The sequence below is a fragment of the Gilvibacter sp. SZ-19 genome, assembly GCF_002163875.1.
In the GTDB taxonomy this organism is placed as follows: domain Bacteria; phylum Bacteroidota; class Bacteroidia; order Flavobacteriales; family Flavobacteriaceae; genus Gilvibacter.
The window spans coordinates 2,176,458-2,199,376 of sequence record NZ_CP019333.1; the positions used below are offsets into that span (position 1 = coordinate 2,176,458).

General features: G+C 44.8%; 16 protein-coding genes and 1 tRNA gene. 7 read left to right on the top strand and 10 right to left on the bottom strand.

The window, feature by feature from the left end:
- Positions 1 to 18 precede the first annotated feature (18 nt).
- The gene (locus BTO09_RS10145) at positions 19 to 6,123 is read left to right on the top strand and encodes a T9SS type B sorting domain-containing protein (RefSeq protein ID WP_087524667.1); all 6,105 of its coding nucleotides are present in this window, start codon (positions 19 to 21) and stop codon (positions 6,121 to 6,123) included.
- 52 nt (positions 6,124 to 6,175) lie between these two features.
- Here the strand turns inward: BTO09_RS10145 and BTO09_RS10150 are convergent, their stop codons facing one another.
- Positions 6,176 to 7,693: an OmpP1/FadL family transporter gene (locus BTO09_RS10150; protein WP_087524668.1), complete on the bottom strand. Its 1,518-nt coding sequence runs from the start codon at positions 7,691 to 7,693 to the stop codon at positions 6,176 to 6,178.
- A 37-nt stretch (positions 7,694 to 7,730) separates the two neighbouring features.
- Positions 7,731 to 8,879, bottom strand: a complete 1,149-nt coding sequence (locus BTO09_RS14645) for a hypothetical protein (RefSeq protein WP_157663486.1) — start codon at positions 8,877 to 8,879, stop codon at positions 7,731 to 7,733.
- A gap of 100 nt (positions 8,880 to 8,979) precedes the next feature.
- On the opposite strand from BTO09_RS14645, the gene proS reads away from it, so the two are divergent.
- The 3 genes from proS (at position 8,980) to rpsT (ending at position 10,891) form a co-directional block, all read left to right on the top strand.
- Positions 8,980 to 10,455, top strand: a complete 1,476-nt coding sequence (gene proS, locus BTO09_RS10170; protein WP_087524672.1) for a proline--tRNA ligase — start codon at positions 8,980 to 8,982, stop codon at positions 10,453 to 10,455.
- 96 nt (positions 10,456 to 10,551) lie between these two features.
- Positions 10,552 to 10,623 (top strand) — tRNA-Glu (locus tag BTO09_RS10175).
- Positions 10,624 to 10,639: 16 nt separating this feature from the next.
- Positions 10,640 to 10,891, top strand: coding sequence for a 30S ribosomal protein S20 (gene rpsT, locus BTO09_RS10180; protein ID WP_087524673.1), 252 nt, complete (start codon positions 10,640 to 10,642; stop codon positions 10,889 to 10,891).
- A 382-nt stretch (positions 10,892 to 11,273) separates the two neighbouring features.
- Here the strand turns inward: rpsT and BTO09_RS10185 are convergent, their stop codons facing one another.
- The 5 genes from BTO09_RS10185 to rho form a co-directional block, all read right to left on the bottom strand.
- Entirely contained in the window at positions 11,274 to 12,536 is a 1,263-nt protein-coding gene (locus BTO09_RS10185) for a toll/interleukin-1 receptor domain-containing protein (protein ID WP_087524674.1), read from the bottom strand.
- A gap of 72 nt (positions 12,537 to 12,608) precedes the next feature.
- Positions 12,609 to 13,394 (bottom strand): hypothetical protein, encoded by a 786-nt coding sequence (locus BTO09_RS10190; RefSeq protein ID WP_087524675.1) that lies wholly within the window; start codon positions 13,392 to 13,394, stop codon positions 12,609 to 12,611.
- A gap of 325 nt (positions 13,395 to 13,719) precedes the next feature.
- Positions 13,720 to 14,424 (bottom strand): T9SS type A sorting domain-containing protein, encoded by a 705-nt coding sequence (locus tag BTO09_RS10195; protein ID WP_087524676.1) that lies wholly within the window; start codon positions 14,422 to 14,424, stop codon positions 13,720 to 13,722.
- Between the two features lie 81 nt (positions 14,425 to 14,505).
- Entirely contained in the window at positions 14,506 to 15,219 is a 714-nt protein-coding gene (locus BTO09_RS10200; protein ID WP_087524677.1) for a T9SS type A sorting domain-containing protein, read from the bottom strand.
- A 524-nt stretch (positions 15,220 to 15,743) separates the two neighbouring features.
- Positions 15,744 to 17,381, bottom strand: a complete 1,638-nt coding sequence (gene rho / locus BTO09_RS10205) for a transcription termination factor Rho (RefSeq protein WP_087524678.1) — start codon at positions 17,379 to 17,381, stop codon at positions 15,744 to 15,746.
- Positions 17,382 to 17,580: 199 nt separating this feature from the next.
- Here rho and BTO09_RS10210 point away from each other — a divergent pair, with 199 nt between their 5' ends.
- Positions 17,581 to 17,991, top strand: coding sequence for a DUF4293 domain-containing protein (locus BTO09_RS10210; protein ID WP_087524679.1), 411 nt, complete (start codon positions 17,581 to 17,583; stop codon positions 17,989 to 17,991).
- 295 nt (positions 17,992 to 18,286) lie between these two features.
- Here BTO09_RS10210 and BTO09_RS10215 read toward each other — a convergent pair whose 3' ends face one another.
- Entirely contained in the window at positions 18,287 to 18,778 is a 492-nt protein-coding gene (locus BTO09_RS10215; protein ID WP_087524680.1) for a metallophosphoesterase, read from the bottom strand.
- 38 nt (positions 18,779 to 18,816) lie between these two features.
- Here BTO09_RS10215 and truA point away from each other — a divergent pair, with 38 nt between their 5' ends.
- Both truA and BTO09_RS10225 read left to right on the top strand, forming a co-directional pair.
- Positions 18,817 to 19,563 (top strand): tRNA pseudouridine(38-40) synthase TruA, encoded by a 747-nt coding sequence (gene truA, locus BTO09_RS10220; RefSeq protein ID WP_087524681.1) that lies wholly within the window; start codon positions 18,817 to 18,819, stop codon positions 19,561 to 19,563.
- Positions 19,560 to 21,326: an ABC transporter ATP-binding protein gene (locus tag BTO09_RS10225; protein WP_087524682.1), complete on the top strand. Its 1,767-nt coding sequence runs from the start codon at positions 19,560 to 19,562 to the stop codon at positions 21,324 to 21,326. Before truA ends, BTO09_RS10225 begins: the two co-directional genes overlap by 4 nt.
- Before the next feature lie 2 nt (positions 21,327 to 21,328).
- On the opposite strand, the gene BTO09_RS10230 is transcribed toward BTO09_RS10225, so the two are convergent.
- On the bottom strand, positions 21,329 to 22,129 hold the full coding sequence (locus BTO09_RS10230; protein WP_087524683.1) for a DUF3667 domain-containing protein: 801 nt from the start codon (positions 22,127 to 22,129) through the stop codon (positions 21,329 to 21,331).
- A gap of 4 nt (positions 22,130 to 22,133) precedes the next feature.
- Complete coding sequence (locus tag BTO09_RS10235; protein WP_087524684.1) at positions 22,134 to 22,907, bottom strand: diadenylate cyclase; 774 nt, start codon at positions 22,905 to 22,907, stop codon at positions 22,134 to 22,136.
- Positions 22,908 to 22,919: the final 12 nt, after the last annotated feature.

Here is a 22,919-nt window from a genome sequence, read left to right on the forward strand (position 1 = left end):
TCCTCTTCTCAACTAGCTATGATGAAAAAAATTACCTTAATACTTCTGGTGCTTCTGGGCTGGGCTTCGACCCACGCGCAGGACATCAATATTCAAGACGGAACCTTTTTCCTATGTACCGGTACCCTTTATGATACCGGTGGTCCTGCTGCGCCCTACAGCAATGATGAAACTATAGTGATGACCCTTTGTTCAGATACTCCTGGCATTGGCATTGAACTTGATTTTACCTTCTTCAGTACCCAAGCAGGTGCCGATGTGCTTACCATTTATGACGGACCTGACACGGCTTCGCCTGTTATTGGTGACTTTTCCGGAACTGCAGGTCCAGGCTTTGTGGCTGCAACAGGTGCTTCTGGTTGTTTGACTTTAGAGTGGAATTCTGACTTTGTGATCAACTCACCGGGTTGGGAGGCGAATATAAGTTGTTGTCAAGTGATCAATGCGGTCTTTGACAGTTCAACACCTCCGGCCGCTGCAGATGGAACTATATCCGCAGCAGTAGGGGAGAACATTACCTTTAACGGAAGTGCTGTTTTCTCTATGGACGGTACGGGAGCCACTTATGAGTGGGATTTCGGTGATGGAGCTACCGCATTTGGAACCACTGTAGTGCACGCTTATGCAGCTTCAGGAGCTTATCCTGTTACCTTAACGGTGACCGATGCAGCCGGCTGTACCAATAACGATGATATAGACATTACGGCCCTTATAGGCTTTGGCGGTGCGGATCCAGGAAACTTATTTGTAGACGCTGGGCCAGACGTGACCTTAGATTGTGATGCTGGTGGAAGTGTGACCTTAGTGGCGGATTTTCAAGAGATCTTCGAGACCTTTAGTACCGATTATACGGTTTCGCCAATTGTGTATAGCCCGCCTTTCCCTTTTGATGGCTTGGCAAATTCTATCGATATTACTTCGGATGATACGTGGTCTGCAGTTGATACACTGCCCTTTGACTTTTGTTTCTTCGGAGACTTGGAGCAAGAGTTCCAAGTAGGCTCTAATGGGGTTATTCGCTTTGATGTGGACCCAGGAGATGCCTCGAACGGTTGGGCCTTTTCTGAGGACTTGCCTAATAATACCAATCCTACCTTAGGCGAGGCAAATGTTTTTACTCCAGTACATGATATTCACCCGGGGATCAACCCTGGTAACGAGATTGGATATGAAGTACTCGGCACCTATCCGAACCGTGCATTAGTGGTTTCTTTCTATGAGGTTGCGATGTTCTCAGGAACTTGTAATGACTTGCTGGCAACCCATATGGCGGTGTTTTATGAATTCTCGAACATCATTGACATCTACATTCAAGATAAACCGGTCTGTCCTACATGGAATAGCGGAAATGCCGCCGTCGGAATTCAAAATAACGACGGAGACTTGGCCTATGTGCCACCAGGCCGAAATACTTCAGATTCTCCTTGGACAACTACTAACGAGGCATGGCGATTCGCGCCAGCTGGAGCTCCGTCTTATGTGTTTGAATGGTTAGACGACACTGGAGCGGTAGTTGGTATTTCTCCAACACTTACGGTTTCTCCAACAGTAACCACCACTTATACAGCTCGCGTCACTTATACCAACACCTGTAATGGTGAGATTGTGGTGCTTGAAGATGAGGTCATAGTTACCGTAGACACTCCGTTTACTGTGGATCTTGGCCCAGACATGAGCGTTTGTGATGGCGGGCCGATCATTTTAGATGCAGATCCAGGCGTGCCTGGAGTGACTTACGAATGGTATCAAGACGGAACCTTGTTGCCAGGTGAGACCGCTTCCACCTATACAGCTACCACTTCTGGTACCTATCGTGTTATTGTTTCCGACGGTAGTTGTGATGCTGGCGATGACATTACCCTAATTATTGGAACTACACCCGTCCCTGGAACCCCAGATCCTTTAGAGATCTGTGACTTCCCTTTTGATGGTTTTGCTGAGTTTACGCTAACCGACGCAGATGCCCAGATCATTGATGGTGGTACAGGTTTAGTGGTGCGTTATTACGAAACCTTGGCCTTGGCAGATGTAGGAGATCCTGCTGATGCTTTAATTAGTCCGTATACGAACACCTCAGATCCGCAGACAGTCTATGCACGCTTGGAAGAGTCTGCCTCTGGCTGTTATGCTACCGTAGAGCTAGTTCTCGACGTATTGGATGGCCCGGTTGTGAACGATCCGATTCCGGACTATGTGTTGTGTGATGATCCTTCTAACGATGGCATAGCACTCTTTGACCTTACAACCATGGAGCCGCTTATCTCTCCGGCACCAGCAGGAGTGATCTTTACCTATCACGAAACTGCGGCAGACGCGGCAGCAGGAACAGCACCTATAGCTACACCAACTGCTTATAACAACATTTCCAACCCGCAGACCATCTATGTGCGTCTAGAAAGTACAGATGGATGTATCAGCGTAGGTGAGTTCAATTTGGTGGTTGATCCGGTGCCGGTCTTTGTAGATCCAACTCCTTACATTCTTTGTGACGATGGTGTTGCCGACGGATTCACCGAGTTTGACCTAACCGTTAAGATCCCAGAGATTACTGGTGGAGCTGTGGATCTTGCTGTAAGTTTTTATTTGACACTGGCAGATGCTGATGCAGGCGCGCCAGCCTTACCAACCAACTACACAAACGTAACCAACCCTCAGACCATCTATGTACGGGTGGAATCTATTACAACAGGGTGTTATGATACAACCACCTTAGAGTTAGAAGTATTAGATGCTCCGGCTGCTGTTACTCCAACACCTTTGGAGTATTGTGATCCTGATAACGATGGCTTCGGAGTCTTTACTTTAGAAGATGCAACGCTCGAGATAACCGGAGGAGATCCAGACGTTGTGGTTACCTATCACGAGACCTTTGCAGACGCTACCAACGGCGTATTGCCATTAACGAGTCCGTATAACAACATTGTATTTGGTACACAAACGGTATATGCACGTGTTGCCAATGCAGTTACCACAGGAGACGAGTGTTTCGTGATCGTGGAACTCCAACTGATCGTCTTAGACACGCCACAGATCGTAGATCCGGAGCCGTTACTGGCCTGTGACGACAACGACGATGGCATAGTGGTGTTTGACCTAACGGTGAAGGCCCCAGAGATCTTGGACGGCTTGGACCCTGCGGACTATACGGTAGAATACTATGAGGATGCGGCCTTCACTTCGCTGATCGCTCCTGCTACGGCCTATACGAACTTGACCAACCCACAGACGGTCTTTGTATTGGTTACCGACAACACGAATTTGTGTACGGCAACCACGACCTTAGAGCTGATTGTAAACTTCCCACCGGAGGTTTTCCCACCGGCGCCTTTGGAGCTTTGTGATGTGAACAATCCGGGCGATGAGGTTGAGGAGTTTGACTTGGAGTTGGCTACCCCAGAGATCACAGGAGGCGACACTTCTTTGATAGTGACCTACCACGAGACTGCGGCGGATGCAGACACGGGAGACAACCCACTTACGAGTCCCTACACCAACACGAGCAACCCACAGACGATCTACGTACGGGTGGAGGATCCAGACACGGGCTGTTTTGTAAGCGATGTGGTTACCTTAGACTTACGCGTAAACCCACAACCGAGTCCAACCCCAGATCCTACTCCAATAGAGATCTGTGATGCGGACAACGACGGTTTTGTAGACAATTTTATACTCACCGATAGAGATGTAGAGATCATTAACGGGGAGCCGGATGTAGTGGTGAGCTACCACGAGACCTTGGCAGACGCGCAGGCCGATCTGTTCCCACTTAGCTCGCCCTATGCGAACATTGTGGCCTACAGCCAGATCGTATACGCTAGAGTAGAAAACACCCTAACAGGCTGCTTTACCATTGTAGAGCTAGAGCTTATTGTACTGAACTCCCCAGAGCTACCTCTGGAGATCGAAGACTATGTGATCTGTGACGACGACGATGACGGCATCGCGGTGTTTGATCTAACCACCAAGGATCCGGAGATCTACGGCAGCCAAGACCCAGCGACGCTGGATCTGAGCTATCACCTAAGCGAGGCAGATGCCTTGGCCGGGGTGATGCCAATAGTAACGCCAGCGGCCTTTGTGAACACGACCAATCCGCAGACGATCTGGGTACGCTTATTTGACCCAGTAACGGGCTGCGCTAGTGTGGGTAGCTTTGAGCTGATTGTGAGCTTGCCACCGGTTATAGCAGCGCCAGGCGATCTGGATGCTCTGGAGCGTTGTGATGATGAGACTGCAGACGGTTTTGCAAGTTTTGATCTGACTCAGGCAGAAGACGACATTACCCTAGGAGCTCCAGGCTTACTGGTACAGTACTACACCACAGAGATGGACGCTCAAGACGATACCAACGCCATTGACCCTGCTACGGACTACACCAACACGGTGAACCCACAGACGATCTGGGTACGAGTAACGGACGGGGACACGGGCTGTGTGTCGTTCACTACCTTAACGATACGGGTATTGCCTAATCCATCACCGAACACGGATCCAGATCCGATAGAGGTGTGTGATGAAGTAACGGTAGGCGATGGGATAGAGGTTATAGACCTAACCCAAAGAGAGGCAGAGATCATAGGCGGAGAGCCAGGAGTATCGGCGAGTTATTATGAAACTGAGGCCGATGCTAGGATAGGCGATCCACTCTTGGCCATAGCCGATCCGACGGCCTATAGCAATATAGAGACACCACAGATCATCTGGGTACGCATTACCAATGATACCACAGGCTGCTTTACCTTGGTAGAGTTACCGATTATAGTGCACCCACTACCGGAGGCTCCGGAGGTGAGTGATTATATCATCTGTGAGGTAGCCACCGACGGGGTAGCGACCTTTGATCTAAACACGAAGATCCCAGAGATCCTAGGCGGACAAGATCCTACAGACTTACAGGTGAGCTTCCACGAGGTAGAGGCCGATGCCGATGCAGGCATCAACGCCATTGCCACGCCAGAGGCCTTTGTGAATGTGACCAACCCACAGACGATCTATGTACGCATTACCAATACGGTAACGGGCTGTTACTCGGCCACGCAGAGCTTTAACATCGAGGTTAGAGAAGGCGCCACGGCCACTGCGCCGGCCGCAGTGTACCGCATTTGTGATAATGTAGGCGATGGCACGGACGGCATCGGAGAGTTTACTCTCTCTACCCAAGATGCAGAGATACTGGGCGGACAAGATCCGGTGATCTATGTGGTTAGCTACCACGCCAGTGATGCAGACGCCACTACGGGAGACAATGCACTACCGGACAGTTATATCAACACAGAGAACCCACAGGTGATCTGGGCCCGAGTGACCAATACGGACACGGGCTGTTTTGCCATCACCACACTCACCCTAGAGGTATCACCACTACCGGTGATCAGCTTGGAGGACAGTTACAGACTGTGTGTGGATGAGTTTGGCAATCCGATCCAGAACGAATCGGGCGAAGCTTCACCACCGGTACTAAACACGGGTCTTAGTGATCTGGACTATACTTTTGAGTGGTTCTTAAACGGCAATCCATTGCCAGAGACCACTTCGAGCATTGTAGCCAGAGCAGGAGGAACCTATACGGTTATTGCAACGGAGACCACCAGCGGCTTGGGATGTAGTGCAGAGGCCTCGACCACGGTAACGGTATCCTCGCCACCGACCACATTCAGTGCCGAGGTGATCACCAACGCCTTTGCAGACGATCATCAGATCCAGGCGGAGGCTAGCGGACTGGGCGTGTACTTCTTCCAGTTGGATGACGGACCGCTTCAGGAGAGTGGTTTGTTCACCAATGTGAGCCCTGGAGATCATATAGTAACCATAGTGGATCAGAACGGATGTGGAAGCGTGAGTATCCCGGTGGGCGTGATCGACTATCCGCTGTTCTTCACCCCGAACCAAGACGGCTATCACGATACGTGGAACATCATAGGAATAGCGAGCAATCCGACGGCGCAGATCTACATCTACGATCGCTTCGGGAAACTGCTCAAGCAGCTGAGTCCACTGGGTCCAGGCTGGGATGGAACCTATAACGGAAACCCGATGCCATCTAGCGACTACTGGTTCCAGGTGATCTATGATGAAGACGAAGTTGAAAAAGAATTTAGAGGACACTTCACCTTAAAACGATAAATAAAAAAATCCCGCCAATCGGCGGGATTTTTAATTTCGTTATAACATCGGCCTAGAAAAAGAATCCTAAACTCAAGGTGTAGACATCCATTTGCTGATCGATGTTCGTAGGAGTAGTAAGTCCAGTTCCGTAGAGCGCCTCACTGCGATCTTGCTGCGCTGTAGCGTAACTCAAGTCTATCTTTACATTGTCTAGCGAATAACCTAATCCTAAAGAATAACCCGTTAGATCCCCCATTAAAGAAGTGTCTTCAAATGGGCTTTCTTCGAAACGGTAACCTCCTCTAAAGCTCCATTGGTTCACGCGGTACTCGCCACCCAAACGGTAAGAGGAAGCTGCCTTAAAGGTGTTCTCAATAAGTGCATTTTGAATATTAAAGAAAGGATCATTCGTGGTGAATTGCATTTCTGTGAAATCCTTATAACCGTAATCAAAACTAACAAGACCTGCTTGTCCGAATAACAAAGCAGCGCTGGCCTTAACTTGACCTGGTGTGCGCATGCGATAATCGGCAAAGATGTTTACCACTCTTGGGTCTACTACCTCGATGATAGTGCTGTTGTCATTCAAAATTCTTCTGGTCTCTATGCTTTGAGACGTTTCTTCTGAAAGTGTAAGCCAAGTAGGTGTATCGTAAGTAATACCTACTCTTAAAATATCTCCGAGTTTTGCAATTGCACCTACTTGTGCAGAGAATCCTGAACCTAAGACCCAAAGATTTTCTTCAAACCCTATCTGATCTATAGCCGTATTGGCATTGTTGTTCGATTCGAACAAAAAGGTTGAACTTCTGTAATCGATAGCATGGGCGTTCAAGTTTACTCCTAAATACAGACTTTGCTTGTATTCGGTTGCGAGATTGAAGGTGTACTTTCCTTGATAACCAGAATCTACACGGAAATGCTCCTGATTAAAACTCCCCGGTGCCACATTGGAAAAGTAGGCTGTATTTCCAGGTGTGTTCTCCACGGGATCAATAATAAAAGACTGAAAGCCTAAAAATGCCGATTGAGCAGCAGCTCCTTCTGTCTCACCTAAGAATTGATAGAGATCTGGAATAGATTCTCCGCCTTGCAACTGCAGGAGCTCCAAAGGCAAGCCTTCTGCCTGATTGAGAAAGAACTGATCTATCCCAATAGTATTGGTCCCGATACTCACTACCTCATTGTCAAAGTTGTTCTGCAGTTCGTAGTTAACTGCTATGGTAAACTTGCCCCAGTCGCTTTCATCGCTGCTGTTTCCAAAAACCCAAACAGCTCCGGCCTGGGTAATGGCCGCATCGATATCGGCACTAGTATTGAAGGTATTTGAATACAAGATGTCGTTCTGACGATCTACCAATCCGCCAGAGGCAGACGCGTAGTTGTATAAGAACACCGCCGAACCAGCAGGGTTGAGCGCGACCCCTGATAGGTCGCCACCCAGGGCGCCAAAGGCACCACTCATGGCGTTGAATCTTGCTGTTCCGTAAACTGATTCCTGACTGTACCTGAGTACGTCCGATATTCCTTGGGCATACAAATTGGGCATAAGGCCTCCCAAGATGAGTAGGTAAACTAACTTTCTCATTGCGTTATTTTATGGTAAGAATGATTGATGCTTGATTTTATCCGCGTCCGCCTCTGCGTCCACCGCCGCCTCTTGAGCCTCCGCCACCGCGAGAGCCTCCACTGCTGCGCATGCTGCCTCCGCTGCTTCTCATAGATCCGCTGCTACGACTTCTTGAGCCAGAGCTTCTCATAGATCCGCTGCTTCTGTTGCTGCGAGAACGATTGTTAAAGTTGCCCGAACGTGATCTGGTGTTGACATTCGGAGAACTTGAGCGCATATTTCCAGAGTTGCGACCACTGCTCATATTACGACTGTTACGTGTGCGAGAGTTGGTCATATTACCGCTAGATCGCGAACTCATATTGCTTGAGTTTCTGCGTGCGTTGGCTTGATTCACACGACGTGTAACTTCAGATCTACTATAAGAAGAGCGTCTGCTATTGGTCGCTGCTGTGCGATTTGCTGCCGCACTACCATAAGGTACGTTTCCGCGATAATCCGCTCTGCGGCCTCTGTTGTATGCATATCCACGTCCGTATCCGTAGCCATTGTAATTCCAGTATCCATTACCCCAGCCCCAGCCGTAGCCAGCAGGCCAATACCATCCTGGTCCGTAGGCCCAAGCAGGTCCCCAAGCAGGTCCCCAGCCCCAGCCAAAGCCAGCGTTGAAGCCGTAGTTCCAGCCCCAGGCGCCCCAGCCGCCCCAGCCACCCCAACCAGGACCCCAGCCCCAGCGGTTAAATCCAGGACCCCAGCCCCAGCCAGCACCAAAGCCCCAGCCGCCCCAAGCGCCCCAGCCGTTGTCGTAAATGTTTACGGTAACATCGGTGGCGTTGGTTCCCCAAGGCCCGTAAGACTCTTGCTCTTCTTCAATAACGATGAGCCCGTCTTCCGTAATGGTCTCTGCGGAGGTATAACTGTCTATATCGGTAAAAATATCTGCCTGATCGGAGATATTGGAGATTTGGGCGCTCTTGGCCCCAAAGTATTGTTTGTAGTAGTTGCTATTGGCACTTTGATCTGCATTTGCAGTTTGCTCAGCGCCTGAATTGTCTGAAGGAACTCCCATTGTTCCGGTGGAGTAAATGCCGTCTTCAGAGTAGGATGCATTTTGGTAGGTTCCGCAGGAGGTCAAAAGCAGTCCGACAAGGCCGAGTAAAGACCAGTTGAAGGGCTTTTGCAGGAAGGAAGTAACTCTTTTCATAGCAACATAGTTTTAATTGTTGAACATTATAAAATTAATTAGTTTTGCCAAGATTAACTAATTGCTTAAAAAGGAGCAATTTCTATGCCAAACTCAGGAAATGGGAAAGAATTTAACAAGTAGAAGCGAGGATTATTCCAAATGGTATAACGAGCTGGTAGTGAAGGCCGACTTGGCCGAAAACTCTGGTGTAAGAGGTTCGATGGTGATCAAACCCTACGGGTATGCTATTTGGGAGCGTATGCAGGCAGAACTGGATCGCATGTTTAAAGAAACCGGTCATAAGAATGCTTATTTCCCGCTTTTTATCCCTAAATCCTATTTTTCTAAGGAGGCGAGCCACGTAGATGGTTTTGCCAAGGAATGCGCTGTAGTTACGCATTACAGACTAAAGAATGCTGAGGACGGCAGCGGAATCGTGGTAGATCCAGATGCGAAGTTAGAAGAAGAGTTGATCGTTAGACCGACCTCTGAGACCATTATTTGGGATACTTATCGGAAGTGGATACAATCTTATCGCGATCTTCCAATTTTGGTAAACCAGTGGGCCAATGTGGTGCGTTGGGAAATGCGTACGCGCTTGTTTTTGCGTACTGCGGAGTTTTTATGGCAAGAAGGTCACACAGCACACGCCACCAAAGAAGAGGCGATTGCAGAGGCCGAGCAAATGATGCATGTCTATGCAGAGTTTGCAGAGAAATATATGGCCGTACCGGTAGTTAAGGGAACCAAAACCGAAAGCGAACGTTTTGCTGGAGCTTTAGAGACCTACTGTATCGAAGCCTTGATGCAAGACGGTAAGGCCTTACAAGCTGGAACTTCTCACTTCTTAGGGCAAAACTTTGCCAAGGCCTTTGATGTGCAGTTTACCTCTAAAGAAGGCAAGCTAGAGCATGTGTGGGCAACTTCTTGGGGAGTGTCTACCCGTCTTATGGGAGCCTTGATTATGACCCATTCGGATGATAACGGTTTGATCTTGCCTCCATCGTTAGCGCCAGATCAGGTAGTTATTGTTCCTATTTATAAAGGAGAAGAGCAATTGGCGGCCGTGAGCGAGGTAGCCAATAAATTAAAAGCAGATCTTAAAGCTGCAGGAGTTCGGGTGCATTATGACGATAGAGATACCCACAGACCAGGCTGGAAGTTCAGCGAATACGAACTTAAAGGAGTTCCTGTTCGTATTGCCATTGGACCTAAAGATATGGAGAACGGTACGGTAGAGATCGCGCGTAGAGATATCTTTAAGAAACAGATCATTGCCAACGATCAGGTGGTAGGTACAGTTACAGGCCTTTTGGAAGAGATCCAAAATGGGCTATTTGATCGTGCTGTGGCCTACAGAGCTGAACATACTACAGAAGTAAACAGTTATGAGGAGTTCAAAGAAGTACTTAATGGTAAAGGCGGATTCATTTCGGCCCATTGGGACGGAACTTCTGAAACCGAAGAGCGTATAAAACAAGAAACCAAGGCAACCATTCGTTGTATTCCGTTGGATGCCAAAGAAGAAGCGGGTAGCTGTATTTACAGCGGGAAGCCCTCTGCCAGAAGGGTTTTGTTTGCGAAAGCGTACTAGGGAGGAAAAAATTTTCAGTTCCCTTGAAAAAAGTTTTGCATAATATTGCGACAATAAAAAATAGTTGTATTTTTGCATCCGCATTTGAAACCAAATGGCCCGTTCGTCTAGGGGTTAGGACGCCAGGTTTTCATCCTGGTAACAGGGGTTCGAATCCCCTACGGGCTACTAATTAAAAGTAGAAATGGCAAATCATAAGTCAGCCTTAAAGCGCATAAGAAACAGCGAGACCAAACGTCTACGTAACCGTTACCAGCACAAAACTGCTCGTAATGCAATGAAGCGTTTGTTTGAGACTACCAAGAAGAAAGATGCAGAAACTATGTTTCCTGAAGTTGCTTCTATGGTAGACAAATTGGCAAAGCGTAATATTATTCACAAGAATAAAGCCGCTAACCTAAAATCGAACATGGCGAAGCATGTAGCTTCTCTATAAGGTTTACTACTTTACCGTACTTAAAAACCCCCAAGCTTTTGCTTGGGGGTTTTATTTTTTTAGCCCTTCGTAGCTCTTTGACCTTCATAGCTTCTGAGAAGAAGGTTAGCGTAGAAGGGTTTTAGTCTCTTCTCACACTTTTTTCTTGATAAAAAAGTGTGCAAAAAATCAAGTCGCTTAGAATGTCATTTAGCACCTTGTGCTAAACCCCTCGGTTTTTCTGAGTTGGCTGCGTTTGCTGCGTAGATTTGCGGGCAAACTACTTTGCAAGAAACGCGCAGCCAACATCGAACCGAACAAACCTCGGTTGCCATGTAAGCGACGGTTTTAAGCTGCCAGCTTGTTTTCTGGTAGGCTTGTGAGGAGTCGCGGGGTCAATCGTTTATTTTCTCAAGCCTTCTATTAATCTAAATATTTGTTTCTCAAATTCTAGTTGGTTCCTAGAACTGGGATTTATAAATTCAATGAAGGAGAGCGAATTCAGTCGTTTAAGTTCTGTAATATTCTCCCAGTATTCGTCTTGCTTTTCGATTGGCCTAATAACATCTTTTTCTAAGTCAAATAAGTAATTATCTAGGTGTATAGGAAACAAAACGTTCTCCCAAGATAGCTCTTGTTTTTTCCTTCCTTCTGTTAGTTCAAAATGGCAAGCTTTGCTTTTCAAAGAATACTCCGAGGAAATAAACAAAACTCTGTCTTTTTCATTAATCCCATCAGACATTATCTTAGTTAATCTTTCTCCAGCTTTCGAATCCTTCTCCCATAAAAAGGTAATTATTCCTCGCCTTTTTAATTCTTCATTAATAAGCTTGGCGAATTTCGAATCATGAAAGCTATATGAAATGAAGATTGATTGGAATTCAATTTTCGAGGTCATATCCACTAAGTATTCCTTTATATCTCTATTGTGTATGCCAAACAAATTCTCCAAAACCTTTTCTCCTAACGGGACAGAATTTAAGATTGATCTGATATCAATAAAGTTATATTCTTTCCCAGGAATACTATTGGAGATCATTAAAGAATGATCTGATAGCGAGCAACCGTTAAATTGATTTAAGGCTAAATTGCAATATTCGAAAGCACTTTCTTTGAAATCAACACGATAAAAACTCGATTCTTTTATTAAACAATTTGCAAATATGTAGCGTTCAGTCGATTTTGATGATATAGGTTCTATGCGGAGTTCTTGGATATAACATGTCTTGAATTTAATTTCTCTATCACGATCTCCCCTTATTCTTAAATCTGTAATATCTGTGCAATTTGTAAATACAGTATTATTTATAATCGCATCACTCATGTTCATTTGGTAAACTCTGCAATCAATAAACTCACATGAAATTAAGTCTACATCAATAAAATCTGTCCATGTGAAATGGCAATTAATAAACTTGCAATTAATTAATGTAGAAACAAAAAATAATGATGAAGTAAAATTACAATTGAAAAAAACACAGGACTGGAACTCAGTGGTTTCAAAGTGTTTACGCCGTATTTCAAGTTTTTCAATTGTGAGGTTATCAACTCTTAGAGTATTATTGGAGTGTCTGTAACTGTTTAGTTCATGGTCACGTTTAATATGATCGTCATCAACCTTCCTCAACCATTTAACGAAATCCTGATTGTTTTCGATAATATTCAAAATCCAATTATTTAAAATTCTAAAGCCCCACCCTCAGATCAACAGACTTGAGGTGTGGGGAGACTTCTAAAGCTAAGGAATTAATTTAGATTTTTCAGATTCTGAAAAATACCTTGTCCATTTATTTAAAACAAAACCAGAATATTGATTAATGTCAGAAACGAAACAACCAATTTCAAATTTCTCTTTTGTCTGAATTTGATGAACAAATTCAACGGTCAGTCTCCAATATTCTATCAATTCGGAAATTTGTGGTTCTAGGTAATCAGCATTTTCTGGAGTAAAATGAACTGTTCTATTTCTAAGAGTAAATAGCGCTAGTATATTGTTTAGTCCGTTTATATTTCCGCTCTCTAATTTTTTTTTAATGGTGTTTAATTTAATCTTGGGCGACTTGTTTTTTAAGTTATTGTATTCTTTTGGGTTAAGAGTATTCGTATGCATAAGAAATAATAAATGTCTGTTGATCAAAACATCTAGAAAGAATGCAAAATTGTTGATGTGTCCCAAAATTTCAATTGACTGAATTTTATGGTTCAGTTTAAATTTGTATGGTACCTTTTTGGCTCTTTTTAGAGTTTCGTCGAACGCTTTATTTATTACCTCTTTAGTTTTTTCTGAGACTGCATTTTTAGTGTCGAACCTCATTTTGGCAATTGTTCCTTCTGGATACTTGTTTTTTCCAAACAGAGCTATATCTTCTTGACTTGCTATGATTTTAGCTTCCTCAGTTCTAAATAGGATTGCTGCATAATCATTTAATAATGCAACGTCTAAATGATTGAAAGCTTGTTCTAAGTAAAACGATGCCGCTAAGGCAAGTTTTTGATATGTTAGTGTATTGTGTTCGTCGTTCATATATTTTGTCCAGCAAAAAATTAATGGTCAAATTAAAGATATTGAATTAATGGTCATCACGAAAAAACGCGACTCCGAGCGAGCATGTAGCAAAACCAGCCAGCAGCGGTGGGCTTGAGATGCATTGTGTCGATCTGGGTCTTTAGGGCCAGGAGCTTTCAATGCATCTGTGGCTGCGGGTGGCTAGGTTTTCAAATGGGAGCGAGTGTTGCTAGCGCTTTTGGAGGTACTTCCTTCAAAATGTCCACTGGACATTTTTTGTCAGTAATGCCGCAATGGGAAAAGTATCAAAGGGATCAAGGCCCTCGCCTTGAAAATTAAAAGCTCATCGTTTAACCACTTTAGACCTAAAAACTTCTTTGCTTGTAGTGATCTCTACAACATAAACCCCACTGGTAAGGAAAGAAACGTCATAAACGCCATTGGTTTTATAATCTAATTTTTGAATTTGACCGCTCATGCTGAATAAGGTAATCTCAGCATCTGCAGGAATAGATTTATTGATCACGAAATAATCTGAAGTAGGGTTGGGGTAAATCGAAATAGTTGGTTTTTCATTTTCAACAACACTTAAGGTCTCGAGCTGAAAGGTAAGTTCAAACCCCGGCCATGATTGAAACCAAAATATTGAGGAGTCGGGTAATATGTCTACAAAATAGAGCAACTTTTCGCCTGGTACATTTAAAATTCCAAAATAGAAGCCTTCGTATAAATTATGTGACTCAAAGCCACAGTCATCATCGGTGGCATCAAAGGCCGTTAAATAAAGATATCCTGAGGGAAGGTCTGGTTCTACGGAGAATTGCCCAGTAAATGAATTACAAGCGCCAAAACCTTCAAAACTCAAGTCTTCGTTAATTGTAATGTAAGGACTAATGGGAGGTTCAACATCTACCGTAAAGTATGGGTCGCCTAGATCTCCCTGAGTCGAAACTAGATACCAGGTATTCACAAGATCTGGGTCGTAATCTTGAGAGAACGCGTAACTCCCAGAGATGAACACTAAGAGTGTAAAGACGTAATTTTTCATAGCGTTAATTGATTCGTGGGGAGTCCTATAAATTTATCAAAAATATGCGCTTGTGGAGCTTAAATACATAAATTCACAAGCTTATCGTTTAACAACCTTAGCCCTAAACACCTGCTGATCAGTAATAACCTCTAAAAAATAAACGCCGTTGGCAAGGTCTGAAATATCATATTGCCCAGTAGGGTTGTAAGTCAAATTACGCTGCATTCCATTAATGCTGTATATAATTATTTCACTGTCTGCCGTTAGAGATTTGCTGAGCGCGAAATAATCTGAAGTAGGGTTGGGGTAAACCTTGATTGGTGATAAATGCTGTTCATTAACGTTTAAAGTGGTTGGCGTAAAATACAAGTAAAACCCACTGCCAAATCCAAGGGTTAAAAGAGGTTCTCCGTCTGAGCCGGTAGTTATTGAATATTCGTATTCAAGCAAAGGGACAGGTAGGTTGAGCTGCCAGAAATAGGCGTCCTCATAATTGTTTTGACTCTCCGAGTCGCAAGTGTTATCTGTTGCCGAGAACTCGGGAATGAAAATACTTTCTAAGCCAGTTCCAACGCCCACAGAAAAACTGCCTGTAAACGAATTGCAAGCTCCAAAGCCTTCAAAACTTAGGTCTGCATTAACTTTTAGGTATGGTGTTATAGCAGGGGTTACATCTGTGGTATAGGCTGTGGGTAACAGATCTCTATCTATGGCAACAAGTTTCCAGGTATTCACTAACTCAGGATCGTAATCTTGTGCATCGGCATTTCCCCAAAGACCAAATACAATTACAATTAGTAAAAGTTTTTTCATAGCGTATTAATTGTGGGGAGTTTCTTAAAACTACGAAAATTAAGGCCAATCCAAAAATGCAACTCCGAGCGAGCATGTAGTAAAACCAGCCAGCAGCGGTGGGCTTGAGATGCATTGTGCCGATCTGGACCTTTAGGGCCAGGAGCTTTCAATGCATCTGTGGCTGCGGGTGGCTAGGTTTTCAAATGGGAGCGAGTGTCGCTAGCGCTTTTGGATACTTTTGCCGCAATGGGAAAAGTATCAAAGGGATCAAGGCCCTCGCCTTGAAAATTAAAGACTGAATAAAATTTATTCGATAAATACCCCGCGCAAGGGATTATTCCTACTTTAATATTTTATTAAATATGAAGTCATGAATGCTTCGCATTTGAACGGCCTGTTTAAGCTCTTTTACCGCAGGTAAAAAGCGAGTAGTGAAAGCCCGACCCTGAAGCAGAGCGAAGCTCGCTTCAGGGATGTGCATAAAAAAAGAGCCTTGTAAAAACAAGACTCCTTCTTTGAACTATAATTAAGATTTTTCTAGGCTACCCATTCATAGAAATGAGGAACTCTTCGTTAGAACGGGTTTGTTTTACACGGTCTAGAATGAATTCCATGGCTTCTACAGGGTTCATGTCTGCCAAATACTTGCGCATTACCCACATACGTTGGATCACATTGTCGTCTAACAACAGATCGTCGCGACGCGTAGATGAGCTCATTAGGTCAATAGCCGGGAATATTCTGCGGTTAGAGATACGTCTGTCTAACTGCAGTTCCATATTACCGGTTCCTTTGAATTCTTCAAAGATCACCTCGTCCATTTTAGAACCTGTTTCTGTAAGTGCCGTAGCGATGATACTCAAACTTCCGCCGTTCTCAATGTTACGGGCCGCACCAAAGAAACGCTTAGGTTTGTGTAGCGCATTAGCATCTACACCCCCAGAAAGGATCTTACCAGAGGCAGGCTGTACGGTGTTGTAAGCACGGGCTAAACGCGTAATGGAATCCAAAAGGATCACTACATCGTGACCGCATTCTACCAAACGCTTGGCCTTTTCTATTACAATATTAGCTACGCGAACGTGTTCTGAAGCTTCCTTGTCAAAGGTCGAGGCTACAACCTCACCACTTACGTTACGTTGCATGTCGGTAACCTCTTCTGGGCGCTCGTCTATAAGCAGTACAATTTGATATACCTCCGGGTGATTGGCCGCAATGGCGTTGGCAATGTCTTTTAAAAGCATTGTCTTACCCGTTTTAGGTTGAGATACGATCATACCACGCTGGCCTTTCCCAATAGGAGAGAAGAGGTCCATGATACGGGTAGAGATGGTGGCTTGCTTGTCGGCTATATTGAATTTCTCATCTGGGAAGAGCGGCGTTAAGTGCTCGAAAGATACTCGGTCACGCACCACATTTGGGCTCAGGCCGTTGATCTTGCTCACTTTGATGAGCGGGAAGTACTTTTCGCCTTCTTTAGGCGGGCGCACTTCTCCGAGGACTGTATCTCCAGTTTTTAATCCGAACAAACGGATCTGCGACTGCGATACATAAATATCGTCTGGAGACGACAAATAGTTGTAGTCACTAGAACGCAAGAAACCGTAGCCGTCTTGCATGATGTCTAGTACACCCTCGCTCTCAATGATACCCTCGAACTCAAAGTCTGGCTCGCGGTAACGGTTGCGATTGTCTTTATTGCCGTTATTGTTATTGTTGTTTTGGTTCTTCTGATTGCGACCCCCGTTTCTGTTGTCCTTACGGTTGTCTTTCTGATTCTTGCCTTTGTTGTCTTGGCCTTTAGAACCGCTGTTATCCTTGGCATTGTTGTCTTTGCCTTTGTCGTCGTTTTGTTGTCCTTTTTGCTGCTGATTCTTCTGCTGCTGGTTACGACGGTTGTCTTGGCGTTGGTTCTGCTTGCCGCGGTTGTCTTGTCTTTTTTCTGGAGCGTTCTGCTGCTCTTGCTTAGGCGCTTGTTGCTGCTCTGCTTTTGGAGCTTCTTCTGGGCCTTGAGCTTCTTTTACCGCTTTTACCGCCTGCGGATTGGCTGCCTGGTAATCCAAGATCTGGTATACAAGGTCTAGTTTCTTTAAGCTTCGGTATTTGGGGACACTAAGCGTTTTTGCTAACTCCTGAAGTTCGGGTAGCTTTTTTGTTTTTAATTCAGAGATATCAAACATCTGAGGAAAGAATTATTAAAATGTAATGAATGAAGAATTTTCGTTGAAGAGAAAATTGTAAAATGTCTTTGGAGAATAAGGAGTCGTGTGGTCTCAACTCCGAATTGATACTGCAATAATACAAATATATTTTGTTTAAATACGCAAGGAGGATAAAAAAAGAAACATTATTTTTGCCCTCCAAACACGTATAAAAAGGATGTTACAACGCATACAAACCGTTTATATGTTGTTGGCGAGTTTAGCACTAATTGGACTCTATATATGGTTTCCTGTGGTTGCTGACAACGCTGGCCAAGTATTGGTTTCCAAAGAGGAACTGTTGGTTGCTATACCTATGGCCCTTGCAGTAGTGATTATTGCAATTTCGATCTTTCAATTCAAAAAGAGACAGTTGCAGTTTGTCTTGAACAGACTGGCTGTACTGTTAAACTTTTTTTTACTAGGAGTTTTCGTGTATCGTGCCCTAAGTGTATCCGGAGAGGCTATTGCCTCAGAGAAGGGTATTGCGCTACTCGTGCCCATCGTTTCTATCGTTTTTCTGGCTTTGGCCAACAAAGCCATCAGACGGGACGAGGAGCTCGTAAAATCTGCGGACCGATTACGTTAAACCTATCATCTTAGTATATTAGTGGAAAGCCTTTGAGTATGCCAACTCAGAGGCTTTTTTGTGCCCTAAAGTGAACGCAGTTCTACTTTAGGGTTGTTTTTTTAGTGCGCATGCCGCGGTCGCGGCACCGGGCTTTCACTACTCGCTATTTGCTTAGCAAATGAGCTCAAACAGGTCGCTCAATCCCTTGCGCGGGGTAATTGCCTTTTTGTTATAAATAATGATTAGATTTTCGCGCAGAGGTCGGCGTACCGTTTTTACGAGGCTCAATCGAAGTCGCATTATTACGGCTTTACTATCTTTTCATCTCAATAACTTCAAGATTCTGAATCTTCTCTCCATCAATCTCAAAGCGAAGCATAGTCCTTACTTTATGAAACCCATGCTTACCAATGGCGCCGGGGTTCATGTGTAGCAAGCCTGTTTTTTTATCGGGCATTACCTTTAAGATGTGTGAATGCCCGCAAATAAAGAGTTTGGGTGGGTTGCGATAAATTTCTTCGCGCACGCGTTGATTGTAGCGCCCCGGATTGCCTCCAATGTGGGTGATCCATACATCGACACCTTCACACATAAAACGATTGTGCTCCGGGAACTCTGCTCGTGCCTCGGCATCGTCTATGTTGCCGTAAACTGCGCGTAGGGGTTTTAGGGCTTTGAGTTGGTCGGTAACTTTAAGATCGCCTATGTCTCCGGCATGCCATACCTCGTCGGCCCCAGAGGCATATTCCAAGATTCTATCGTCGATATAGGAGTGGGTATCAGAAAGCAGTAGGATTTTGGTCATGGGAAGCCTTATCTTTGCAGCTGTAAAAGTACGAGAACTTGCGGTATTTTTTAGAAATAGCATTTGACGGCACCGACTTTCACGGCTGGCAACGCCAACCCAATGCCATCAGCGTGCAAGAAGCTTTAGAAGAAGCCTTGCGTCTGGTATGTAAGATAGATACTGGGATAGTGGGCGCGGGACGAACCGATACCGGAGTGCATGCTGCCCAGATCATGGCACATGTAGATACCGATCTCTCTTTAGAGGAACCCCAGTGGCAAGACAAGTTAAACAGTTTCTTACCGCCATCCATCAGCATAAAATCCATAAGAGCGGTACAAGACGATGCTCATGCGCGCTTTCACGCCACAGGCAGAACTTATAAATATTACATCAGCCTTGGGAAAGATCCTTTTGGGGTGCGCTTTAGTCATGTTTTGCACAGAAATCCAGATGTAGCTCTAATGAACCAGGCGGCCCAATTACTGCTTGGGACACAAGATTTTCAGTGTTTTTCGCGTTCCAATACCGATGTGAAGACCTATATCTGCAATTTGACAACGGCCCATTGGGAGCAAGAAGGTCATAAGCTCGTTTTTACTATTACTGCGGATCGTTTTTTGCGCAATATGGTGCGTGCAGTAGTAGGAACGCTATTAGAGGTAGGCTACGGAAAAAGAACTGTGGAATCTATTCCAGAACTTATCGCATCAAAAAATAGGAGCGAGGCAGGGGCTTCAGCTCCGGCAAAAGGCTTATTTTTACACAAGGTTAGCTATCCAGAAGCCCTCTACAGATCATGAGCGAAAAATCCGGAAAGGCATTCGATTTTAAATTATTCAAAAGACTCTTAGGGTATACCCAAGCCTATAAGGGTACTTTTTATTTTGTGGCCTTTTCTGTGATCATGATGTCTGTGTTGGGTGTGGCACGTCCTTATGTGCTCAAATTAGCCATGGACCAGGCCATCAGTGGAAAGAACGCAGAACTGCTGCTCTTCTTTGTACTGCTTATGGCAGGAATGCTGCTTTTTGAGGTCTTGTTTCAGTTCTCCTTTATCTTTTACGCAAACTGGTTAGGGCAAAGTGTTATTAGAGACATCCGCGTGAAGCTGTTTGGACATATGCTGCGCTTTAAAATGGCCTATTTTGACAAAAGTGCTGTGGGGCGTTTAACCACAAGAGCTGTAAACGATATTGAAACCATTTCGAGCATCTTCTCTCAAGGGCTCTTTATGATAATCAGTGATCTGCTTAAAATGGTTGCCGTATTGGGAGTGATGTTCTTTATGAGTTGGGAACTCTCTCTTATTATCTTACCTATTTTGCCGGTCTTGGTCTATGCGACAAGGGTTTTCCAAAGAGCAATGAAATCTGCTTTTGAGGAAGTGCGCACCCAGGTGGCCAATCTAAACACCTTTGTGCAAGAACGCATTACCGGAATGAAGATCGTGCAGTTGTTTGCTAGAGAGGACACCGAATACAAGGCTTTTCACGCCATAAACGAAAAGCACAAAAAAGCTTGGATCCGTACGGTTTGGTATAACTCTATCTTCTTTCCAATAGCAGAGATCGCATCTTCTGTAGCGATTGGTCTAATTGCCTGGTATGGTGCTAGAGACATCATAGGAGGGGGTAATATTTCTGTTGGAGACATTACGGCTTTTATCATGTTGTCGCAAATGCTCTTTAGACCGCTGCGTCAAATTGCAGACAAGTTCAACACCTTACAGATGGGAATGGTTGCTGCCAATCGCGTGTTTGGAGTGCTAGATACCGAATCGCAAATTGCCAACCAGGGTACGCAAACTTGGGACGACGCCAAAGGTGAGATCACTTTCCAAGACGTTCGCTTTAGCTATGTGGAAGACGAAGAAGTACTCAAAGGTATCTCCTTTAAGGTAGCGCCCGGACAAACTGTGGCCATAGTAGGCGCAACAGGGGCCGGAAAGTCTACCATCATTAACTTGCTCTCGCGCTTGTATGAGCGCAATTCTGGAGTCATTGCTGTAGATGGTCTCCCTATAGAAGAGTATCGTTTGGAATCGCTAAGAAAAGGTATCGCTATAGTTTTGCAAGACGTTTTCTTATTTGCGGATTCTATATTTAATAACATTACCCTGAATGATCCAAACATCTCCGAAGAAGAGGTGATCGCTGCGGCAAAACAGATCGGGGTGCACGACTTTATCGAGAGCTTACCCAACGGCTATCACTACAATGTAAAGGAGCGCGGAAGCATGCTCTCTTCTGGACAGCGACAACTATTGGCCTTTTTGAGAGCTTATGTGAGTCAGCCGGATATTCTCATCTTAGACGAAGCGACCTCCTCCATAGATACCTATTCCGAAGAGCTCATTCAAAAAGCCACAGAAAAACTTACCGAAGGACGCACTTCACTAGTTATCGCGCACCGTTTGGCTACCGTAAAAAAGGCCGACACCATTATTGTCATGGATCAAGGAAAGATCGTGGAGCAAGGCTCGCATCAGGAGTTATTGGCCATAGACGGAGGCTACTACAAGAACCTCTACGAGGTGCAATTTATGGCAGAAGAGGCTGTCTAGCCTTATGCTCCAAAGGCCGATCCGAAAGCAAGCATAAAGAGAATGGTTGCAATAATTATAAAGATATAGAGACCTAGTCCCACTAAAATAAAGAGCAGGGATCGCCAGACTATACCCAAGAAACTGAGTTGAAACACCCGCTTGTACACATAGGCACTGAACAAGAAGTTGATGGCGAGGATCCAATAACTCATTTTCATATAATTCGCTCCCAGAGGCAATAAGATCAGTACGGGGATCGTCATGGCGAGGCTCAACCAAGATTGCGTATAGCCCACAATGACAATATGCTTCAAATAAGAGTAGGCTTTCTGTCTTATAAACGTGATCTTAGACAAAAGTGCATAGATGGGGATCATCAGTATGTAGAGAATGGCCTGGTATTCCATCCACCACATATTTGCTGTCGGGTCTTCTTGATTTAAGCTTTGTAAGAATGGATTGTTCTTAGAAGATTCACCCATAGCGTCGATCATCCATTGCATGTCTAAGGACTCCGGATAAAAATTGCGCACCACAAAGATCATAAGCCCACTCGCCGTCAAGGCAACGGCAAGCCAATTGGCCAAATTCATATGACGTTTCCGCACCCCGTCTATATAACCATCTATGACCGCTTTGGGCCTAATTAGCATATCGCGTAGGGTTCTTACAAGTAAGTTTCTGTCTAAATTCAGGAATCGCTCCTCAAAATCTTGAGTGACGTATTTAAAGGTAAAAGGTTCTAAAATGACACGCGCACCACAATGGTTACAGAATTGCGCACCGTGTTCTAGGGGTTCATTGCAGTTTTTACAATTCATGAGCTTAGCTTAAATCGGTTCTGATGATTTCGCCGAGGGCTTCAAAATTGTCGTAAGCTATGAATTCCCCGTCTTTAATGTAACTGATCTGCCCGTTCTCTTCTGAGACCACAAGGCATAAAGCGTCCGTTTTTTCTGTTATACCTATGGCAGCGCGATGCCTCAGGCCAAATCTTAAGGGGATGTTTCTGTCGTTGGATACCGGTAAGATCACGCGAGTAGCTGTAATAGTATTTCCTTCTATAACCATGGCGCCGTCGTGCAGCGGGCTGTTCTTAAAGAATATACTTTCTATAATTGGCTGATTTACCTCTGCATTCATGCGGTCTCCTGTATTCTTTACAAAGTCCAGATTGGTATTGCGTTCTATCACTATTAATGCTCCGGCATATTGAGCTCCCATTTTTTTACAGGCCGCTAGTATATCCTGCACATTGGTACTGACAGAATCACCGGTGTTGTTTAGTTTGAATTGTTTGAAGAATTTCTTGCGGGCCTTAAAGTTGGTTGAACCTACCATTAGTAAGAATTTGCGGATCTCCTGCTGAAAAACGACAATAAGGGCAAAAACTCCAGCTCCTAAGAATCCACCGAGGATCTTGCTAAAGAGTTCCATCTCTAGAAGTTCTGTAAACTTCCATACTGTATAGAGAATCACGATCCCTATGAATATGTTGATCGCAACCGTTCCTTTTACCAAGCGGTAGAGGTAAAACAGCAGCGCCGCCACCAAGACGATGTCTACAATATCAATAACACGGATGTCTAAGAGGTCCAACGCTTTTGAGCT